The 7,548-nt window shown below is 65.7% G+C and carries 8 protein-coding genes; 1 reads left to right on the top strand and 7 read right to left on the bottom strand.

Features of this window, described 5'->3' with window-relative positions:
• The 6 genes from IEY28_RS12010 to IEY28_RS11985 form a co-directional block, all read right to left on the bottom strand.
• The coding region (locus IEY28_RS12010) for a class I fructose-bisphosphate aldolase (RefSeq protein ID WP_425433180.1) at positions 1-404 on the bottom strand (404 nt) is incomplete at its 3' end.
• Between the two features lie 83 nt (positions 405-487).
• On the bottom strand, positions 488-925 hold the full coding sequence (locus IEY28_RS12005; RefSeq protein WP_188997754.1) for a PTS fructose transporter subunit IIB: 438 nt from the start codon (positions 923-925) through the stop codon (positions 488-490).
• Positions 922-2,610 carry a phosphoenolpyruvate--protein phosphotransferase gene (ptsP, locus tag IEY28_RS12000; RefSeq protein ID WP_188997752.1) on the bottom strand — a complete coding sequence of 563 codons (1,689 nt, stop codon included), beginning with the start codon at positions 2,608-2,610 and terminating at the stop codon, positions 922-924. The genes IEY28_RS12005 and ptsP overlap by 4 nt, the downstream gene beginning before the upstream one ends.
• A gap of 2 nt (positions 2,611-2,612) precedes the next feature.
• Positions 2,613-2,891, bottom strand: coding sequence for an HPr family phosphocarrier protein (locus IEY28_RS11995; RefSeq protein WP_166973170.1), 279 nt, complete (start codon positions 2,889-2,891; stop codon positions 2,613-2,615).
• Positions 2,888-3,364 (bottom strand): PTS sugar transporter subunit IIA, encoded by a 477-nt coding sequence (locus tag IEY28_RS11990; RefSeq protein WP_188997750.1) that lies wholly within the window; start codon positions 3,362-3,364, stop codon positions 2,888-2,890. Before IEY28_RS11990 ends, IEY28_RS11995 begins: the two co-directional genes overlap by 4 nt.
• A 51-nt stretch (positions 3,365-3,415) precedes the next feature.
• Positions 3,416-4,555, bottom strand: coding sequence for a PTS fructose transporter subunit IIC (locus IEY28_RS11985; protein ID WP_188997748.1), 1,140 nt, complete (start codon positions 4,553-4,555; stop codon positions 3,416-3,418).
• A gap of 242 nt (positions 4,556-4,797) precedes the next feature.
• Between IEY28_RS11985 and IEY28_RS11980 the strand changes: the two genes are divergently transcribed.
• Complete coding sequence (locus IEY28_RS11980; RefSeq protein ID WP_188997746.1) at positions 4,798-6,777, top strand: archaea-specific SMC-related protein; 1,980 nt, start codon at positions 4,798-4,800, stop codon at positions 6,775-6,777.
• A gap of 54 nt (positions 6,778-6,831) precedes the next feature.
• Here the strand turns inward: IEY28_RS11980 and rdfA are convergent, their stop codons facing one another.
• The gene (gene rdfA / locus IEY28_RS11975) at positions 6,832-7,461 is read right to left on the bottom strand and encodes a rod-determining factor RdfA (protein WP_188997744.1); all 630 of its coding nucleotides are present in this window, start codon (positions 7,459-7,461) and stop codon (positions 6,832-6,834) included.
• Between the last annotated feature and the right edge of the window lie 87 nt (positions 7,462-7,548).

Below are 7,548 nucleotides of genomic sequence, written 5' to 3'. Positions count from 1 at the left end.
CGGGCGGCCTCCTGTACCGGGCGGAAGTCCTCGAACATCTCGGGCTCCTTGTTCACGCCGGGGTAGATGGTGTAGCCGATGGCGTCGGCGCCCAGTTCGGCGGCGTACTCGACCGACCAGTTGTGGGGCGAGTAGGGGTCGCCCATCCAGAGGTCCGAGCCGCCGTTGAGTTTCGCGAGGAGGTTCACGTCGTCCTCGTAGCTGGGGTAGTAGGTTTCTGCGAGTCCTTTGCCGACCGCCAGCGCCGTGACGGCGTCGTGGGTCGCCATCTCGAACACTTCGCGGGGGTCGAGGCGCTCCTCGACGCCGCTGAACTGCTTCGGCCCGTGTTCGAGGCCGTGGTCGTGTGCCAGTACGAGCGTCTTGTCGTTGCGAACGAGTGGTGAGTCGGTGAGGTACTGCATCGGTTTGGTGGGGATGTGTGGACTGTCTGTCGCTGTCCGCCAGAGCTCCGCGGACGGTGCGCTGGCCGTGACGGATCGGTAACTTACGTGAACAGGCGCTTCAGTCGGTTGGCGAGGCTCTTCGAGCGGTCGCCACCGCGGCGACGCTGGGGTTCGCTGTCCTCGGCCTCGCTCGCGTCGCTCGTCTCGGACGTGTCTCTCTCGGCGTCACCGCCAGCGGTCTCGACGGCCGCTGCGAGCAGGCCCTCGACGTCGTTGACGGCGTCCTTGACGGTCCCCTTGACGACGGGGACGTTCGCGTCCTCGAAGCGGTCGCGGTTGACGGACGTGTCGGCCGCGATGATGGCGGCGTCGGCCGATTCGATGTCGGCCGCGGAGAGTTCGTTCTCCGCGCCCATGGCACCCTGAATCTCGACTTCGATGTCGTGACCCTGTTCGGCCGCGGTCTGTTCTAAGTTCTCTGCTGCCATCTGGCTGTGTGCGATGCCCGTCGGGCACGCGGTTACTGCGACGAATTTCATGTGTCTTGAATGGTGGTCTGGACTGCACTGCGCGTTGCGGCGAGGCGAGCGTCGTCGGCACGCTCGCTCGCGGTGCTGTACTCGGTCTCGCTGACTTCGGTCTTCACGTCGGGGATGGTGACGGCGCTCATCGAGAGTTCGTCCAACCCGAGACCGACGAGCAGTTCCGTCAGGTCGGGGTCGCCGGCCATCTCACCGCACATCCCGACCCACGCGTCTGCCGCGTGGGCCTGTTCTACCGTTCGGTGAATGGCCCGCACGACGCCGGGGTAGGTCGGGTCGTGGAGGTCGCCGACGCGCTCGTTCTCGCGGTCGGCGGCCATCACGTACTGGGTGAGGTCGTTCGTCCCGATGGAGAGGAAGTCGACGCGCGCCGCGAGTTCGTCGGCCACGAACACGGCGCCGGGTGTCTCTATCATCACGCCCAGCGACGGCCGCTCGTAGGCGACGCCCCGGTCGTCGAGGTCCGCGGCCGCCGAGTCGACGGCGTCGAGCGCCGATTCGAGTTCCTCGACGCTGGCGACGAGCGGGAACATGACGTTCAGTTCGCCGGCGCCGTCGGCCGCCGCCCGCAGGAGCGCCCGGAGTTGGGTCGCAAAGAGGCCCGAGTCCGGGTCCAGCGAGCGGCGAATCCCCCGCTCGCCGAGGAAGGGGTTCTCCTCCTCGGGGAGGTCGAGATACGGGATACGCTTGTCGCCGCCGATGTCGAGCGTGCGTACGACGACGCGGCCGTCGGGGAACGTATCGAGTGCCTCGCGGACGGCCTCGTACTGCTCGTCCTCCGAGGGGGGCGACTCTCGGTCGAGGAAGAGGAACTCGGTCCGGAACAGGCCGACGCCGTCGGCCCCGCGGTCGGCGGCGGCCGACAACTCCTCGGGTCGACCGACGTTCGCCGCGACTTCGACGTGATGCCCGTCGGTCGTCTCGACGGCTTCCTCGACGACTGCAGCACCGGTATCGGCGGCCGCCGCCTCGCGTTCGTCCTCGTCGGGGCCGACCAGTAGCGTGCCGGCGTCACCGTCGACGACGACTTCGGCCCCCTCCGCGACGTCGTCGAGCGCATCGCCGACGCCGACGACGGCCGGCAGCGCGAGCGACCGGGCGAAGATGGCCGCGTGGGAAGTTCGACCACCGGTCACGGTCGCGAATCCCGCGACAGTGTCGGGGTCTAGTTGCGCCGTGTCGCTGGGCGTCAATCGTTCGGCGAGGACGACGCTGCCTTCGGGGACCTGTCCGAGGGTGACGCGCTCGCTGTCGGTCAGCACTCGCAGGAGGCGGTCACGGACGTCCCGGAGGTCGTCCGCTCGCTCGGCCATCCGGCCGTCCATCCCCTCGAACTGCTCGATGTGCTCGCCGAAGGCGTCGTCGACGGCGTTCGCGGCGGGCAGGCCGTCAGCGATGCTCGTCTCGACAGCGTCCTCGATGGTCGGGTCTTCGAGGAACTGAATGTGCGCGTCGAAGACGGCGGCCTCGTCCTCGCCGACGCGGTCGGCGGTCGCCGCGCGTTCGGATTCGAGTTCGGCGCGGGCCGTCTCGACGGCGGCAGCGAACTGCTCGCTCTCGGCGTCGCGGTCGACGGTCACGTCCTCGGGGTCGGGGAGCGTGACTTCTGGGTCGTACCAGACGACAGTACCGAGGCCGGAGCGCGGCGTGGCACCGGTTCCGTGGAGGGTTCGGTCTGCCATCGTCAGGCGCTCAACTCCTCCTCCGGTGTGGTCAGTATGTCTTCGAGTTCGTCGAGCACGGCCGCCGCGTCGGGGCCGTCGGCGACGAGGCGGAGTTCGTCTCCCTGCCCGACGCCGAGACTGGTGACGGCAATCATGCTCCCCGCCTGCACGAGGTCGTCGCCGGGTTGCCCGGCCGAGACCTCGGCTTCGTGGTCGTTGACGGCCTCGACGAACGCCGCCGCCGGGCGGGCGTGCAGTCCCGCTTCGGGGACGATGGTGACGGTGCGTTCGACGCTCATGCGAGCGCCTCCCGGAGCGTGTTCTGCACTGCCGCCTCGTCGTCGGCCTCGTGGAGTCGCTCGCGCACGTCGTCGTGCATCAGGGAGCGCGAGAGCGAACTGAGGATGCTGAGGTGGTCCTCGCCGCCTTCCTCCGGAACGAGTATCTGGAAGATGAGCGTCGCGGGTTCGCCGTCCATCGACCCGAAGTCGACGCCGTCCTCCGAGCGGGTGAACGCGAGCGACGGTTTCGAGACGGCGTCGGTCTTCGCGTGCGGGATGCCGATACCCATGCCGACGCCGGTCGTCGTCTGCTCTTCGCGGGTCAGCAGCGCGTCGAGGGCGGTCTGTCGGTCCTCGACGCGACCGGCGTCGACCAGCAGGTCGAGCAGGTGTTCGATACATGCTTCCTTCTCGGCGGGTGGTTCGGCCAGCGAGATGTGGCTCGCCGGGAGCAGTTCGTCGATGTCGTCCCGTTGGATTGCGTCTGTCATCGTGTCTCTTGTGGGGGTGTCTGCGGTCAGCGCGCTACCGTTCGTCCGTTCTCAGTCGTCGCTCGGCGTCGCGTTCGCCGCTTCCTGTTCGGCCGCGATACGGTCCTCGAAGTCGGGTTTGACGAGCGTCGCGACGGTCGCGGTGACCAGCGAGCCCAGCAGGATGCACCCGAGGAACAGCAGGGGCTTGTTCGACAGCAACACGACGAAGATGCCGCCGTGGGGGGCGGGCATCGTCACGCCCATCGCCATCGACGCGGCGCCGCCGACGGCGCTCCCGGCGACGACCGACGGGATGACGCGGAGCGGGTCGGCCGCCGCGTACGGAATCGCACCCTCCGTGATGAACGAGGAGCCCAGTACGACGCCGCTCTTGGCGTTCTCGTACATCTCGGCCGCGTACTTGTGCGGGGCGATGAAGGTGGAGAGAGCCATCCCGATGGGGGGAACCATCCCGCCGATCATCACGGCGGCCATCGGCGCGTAGATGCCTTCGGTGATGAGGCCCGTCGAGAAGACGTACGCTACCTTGTTGACCGGACCGCCCATGTCGAACGCCATCATCCCACCGAGGACGAGGCCGACGACGACCGCCTGCCCGCCCTGCATCGATTCGAGGAACCCGGTGAGGCCCTGGTTGGCGAGTGCGACGGGCACGCCCAGCACGAACAGCATGATGGGTGTGAGGACGGCCATCGTCGCGACCGGGATGATGAGTACCGGCATCATCGGCTGGAGGAACTCTGGTACGTTGCGGTTCTTGAACCAGCGGGCGACGTACCCGGCCAGCAGGCCGGCGACGATCGCGCCGAGGTAGCCGGCCCCCGCGCCGCCGCCGGAGAGCCCGATGACGCCGGCCGCTTCCTCGATGACTGTGCCCTGCTGGAGGATGTACGCCAGCAGGAAGCCGGGTGCCAGCCCGGGGCGGTCTGCGATGGCGTACGCGATGTAGGCACCGAGGATCGGCACCATGATGGTCAGGCCGGCGACGCCTATCTGGGCGAGGAACCACCCGGCGGAACCGGTGTTCTCGAAGACGGCCTGCGTGTCACCCACCGCGTATGCGACGGCGAGGAAGATGCCACCGATGGTGACGAAGGGGATCATGAACGACACGCCGGTCATCAGGTCCTCCTTGACGGAGGTCACGTGAGCGCGGAGCGCACTTTCGATTTGGTTGCTATCGGACATTGCGAACTACATCGCCAGCGTCGTCAATAGTTGTACATAAAGATTCGCGTTAGTGATTGTTTTAGGGCGCATGTGACCGATTGGAATAGTGAGATAGCTGTTTTTGATCGGTTGGCTGGGCGGCAGATCGGTAAAATAACACGCATATGGCTGTTAGCCTTTCTGTTACGTTCCGTCCGGGAACCCAACTCGCGGTCCGGAGCGCCCCAGTGTTTAAGCGTTACAGTCGCACACGTACGCGTATGGAATCGGCTGGGACCACCGGTGACCAAGCGGCGTTCGACGTCGAGCACATCGGTGGTATCGAATCGGCGACAGTCGAGATACCGCCGGGTGTGACGATACTCGCCGGCCGCAACGCGACGAACCGGACGTCGTTCCTGCAGGCGATAATGGCCGCCCACGGGAGCGACTGGACGTCCGTCAAGAGGAGTGCGGACCGGGGGCGCGTCGAACTGACTGTGGACGGCGAGACGTACACGCGGACAGCTACCAGAACCGAGGACGGGGTCGTTGGGTCTGGCAGCGGCGTACTCTCGGACCCGACGCTCGCGAACCTGTTCGCGTTCCTCCTAGAAGGCAACGAGGCGAGACAGGCCGTCGTCCGCGGCGACGACCTCCGGGAAGTCATCATGCGCCCGGTCGACCTCGCGGCGTTGCGCCGGGAGATACGCGACGCCGAACAGCGGAAGGCGGCTATCGACGACGAACTCGACGCGGTGGCGTCGCTGAAACAGGACCTCCCGGATCTCGAACAGCGACGGGCGACGCTCCGGGACGAAATCGAGGACGTGCGGGACGAACTCCGATCGGTCGAGGCCGACATCGACGACCGGACGCTAGACGCCGAGATAACGCGCCAGAACAAGAACGAACTGGAGACGGCGCTCGACGAACTGCAGGCGACGCGGTCCGAACTCAGGCGCGTCCGGGACGAGATTCAGTCAGAACAGGAGAGTATCAGCGCCCTACGTGACGAGCGAGGGAGCCTCGCAGCGGAACGGGCCAGTCTCACGGACGCCCCGAAAGAACGGCTCGAGGAGGTCAAAGCCGACCTTACCGCGCGTCGCGAGCGCAAGCGTGACCTCTCCGAGTACACGACCCGACTGCAGAACGTCATCAGGTTCAACGAGGAGTTACTCGCCGGTGAACACACCCAGATTGCCGAGGCCATCGGCGCGAAACCGGAGAGCGTCGGCGACATCACCGACCAACTCTACCGCGGGTCGAAGACGACCTGCTGGACCTGTGGTTCGCGTGTGAAGCGTGACCGCATCGAATCGACCGTAGAGACGATGCGGACCCACCGGGAAGAGACGCTCTCGGAAATCGACGACATCGAGGCAGCACTGGACGAACTGAGCGCGGAACGCGACGACATCGAGACGGCGGTGAACCGACACGAAGACTTGAGCGAGACGATTGCGGAGATAGACGACGAAATCGACCGCCGTCAGTCGACCGTCGCGGACCTGCGAGACCGGCGCGACAACCTCTCCAGTCGGGTCGCCGAACTCGAAGCCCGTGTGTCCTCGCTACGCTCCGAAGAATTCGACGAAGTGCTCGACCTGCACACCGAGGCCAACGAACTGGAGTTCGAGTTAGACCGACTTGAATCGGAACTCGACGAGTTGAACGACGAGATAGACGAGATAGAGGACGAGATCCGTCGGGAGGGGTCACTGGTCGAACAGCGGAAAGACACCGTCGCAGAGCTCATCGACCTGCGGACCCGTATCGACCAACTCGAGAGCGACGCCACCAAGCAGTTCAACGAGCGGATGGACGAGTTGCTCGAAATCCTCGGCTACGAGAACCTCGAACGGATATGGCTCGAACGGACGGACCAGCCCACGGACGCCGTCGACCAAATCACGGCCGAGGACGTCGTCGAGGGGTCGACGTTCGAACTGCACGTCGTCCGGAGTTCGGAAGGCGGGACCGTCTACGAAGACACTATCGCCCACCTCAGCGAGAGCGAGCGCGAGGTCACGGGGCTGGTGTTCGCGCTCGCGGGCTACCTCGTCCACGAAGTCCACGAGCAAGTCCCGTTCATGCTACTCGATTCGCTGGAGGCCATCGACGCGGAACGAATCGCGGCACTCGTCGAGTACTTCTCGTCCTATCCCACCTACCTCGTCGTCGCCTTGCTCCCGGAGGACGCCCAGGCACTCCGAGACGAGTACCATCGCGTGACCGATATCGGCTATAGTAGCCATTGAAAATCGATGCACTCCCGACCGCACGACGGCGGTGCGGTCGGTGTGTGAATCGTTTCAACTGTTACTATAGTCCTGCTCGCATCGACAGCCACCGCGACGGAGGAGGTCACCGACGCTGAACTGGCCGCCGCAGTCCTGACACAGGAGTTCGACGCTGACGAACACGCGATACTCGCCGACTGTGAGCCGTCCCGCGTTCCGTAACCTGTCCACGGAGTCCCGAACGACGGTTTCGACCCGAGACTGTAACCGGTCGATGCTGTCACGCTCCCGGTCGACCTGTTCGGTGTCGTCACCTCGCTCGTATCTCGCACCGCGAACGTTCGTGAGATAGTGCCGAATTGCCTGATACGTGACGAAGTCGTCTTCCAGACGCTCGACGTCGACGCCGCCGCGTTCGAGTCGGTTTCGCGCTTCGACGCGCTGGCCCGCACTGACGTCGTCGTCGGTCAACAGCCGATAGAAATTGGCTGGCTCGCCGTCGACCACGTCCATCCCGGCCTCGCGAATCGCAGCGACGAGGAGCGCCCGGTTGAATCGGTTGGCGAGCGATCGGAGACTCTGGCGCTCTCGTCCCTCGCCGAGCCAGGCAGCCTCCAGCTCCGAGCCCAGCGGTTCTAAGTCGTACGCTTCGAGGAGCCGTTCGACTTTCGACCGTCTACCTCTACCGGAGTCGTGTCCCATTGTCGGGGCGACGACGCCTCGGGACTAATCAGTTGGTGTCGGTCTGTGTCGTTTCCACGTTTTCACGAACCGGCTCACGGATCTACC

This window comes from Haloarcula pellucida (assembly GCF_014647235.1).
GTDB lineage: Archaea > Halobacteriota > Halobacteria > Halobacteriales > Haloarculaceae > Haloarcula > Haloarcula pellucida.
The sequence above is the reverse complement of the archived record's forward strand: the minus strand, read 5'-3'. Positions and strand labels throughout refer to the sequence as shown.

Bases quoted from the DNA above. Each gene is read 5' to 3' on its own strand.
- IEY28_RS12005 (WP_188997754.1), bottom strand. From the start codon at position 925: ATGAAATTCGTCGCAGTAACCGCGTGCCCGACGGGCATCGCACACAGC.
- ptsP (WP_188997752.1), bottom strand. From the start codon at position 2,610: ATGGCAGACCGAACCCTCCACGGAACCGGTGCCACGCCGCGCTCCGGC.
- IEY28_RS11995 (WP_166973170.1), bottom strand. From the start codon at position 2,891: ATGAGCGTCGAACGCACCGTCACCATCGTCCCCGAAGCGGGACTGCAC.
- IEY28_RS11990 (WP_188997750.1), bottom strand. From the start codon at position 3,364: ATGACAGACGCAATCCAACGGGACGACATCGACGAACTGCTCCCGGCG.
- IEY28_RS11985 (WP_188997748.1), bottom strand. From the start codon at position 4,555: ATGTCCGATAGCAACCAAATCGAAAGTGCGCTCCGCGCTCACGTGACC.
- IEY28_RS11980 (WP_188997746.1), top strand. From the start codon at position 4,798: ATGGAATCGGCTGGGACCACCGGTGACCAAGCGGCGTTCGACGTCGAG.
- rdfA (WP_188997744.1), bottom strand. From the start codon at position 7,461: ATGGGACACGACTCCGGTAGAGGTAGACGGTCGAAAGTCGAACGGCTC.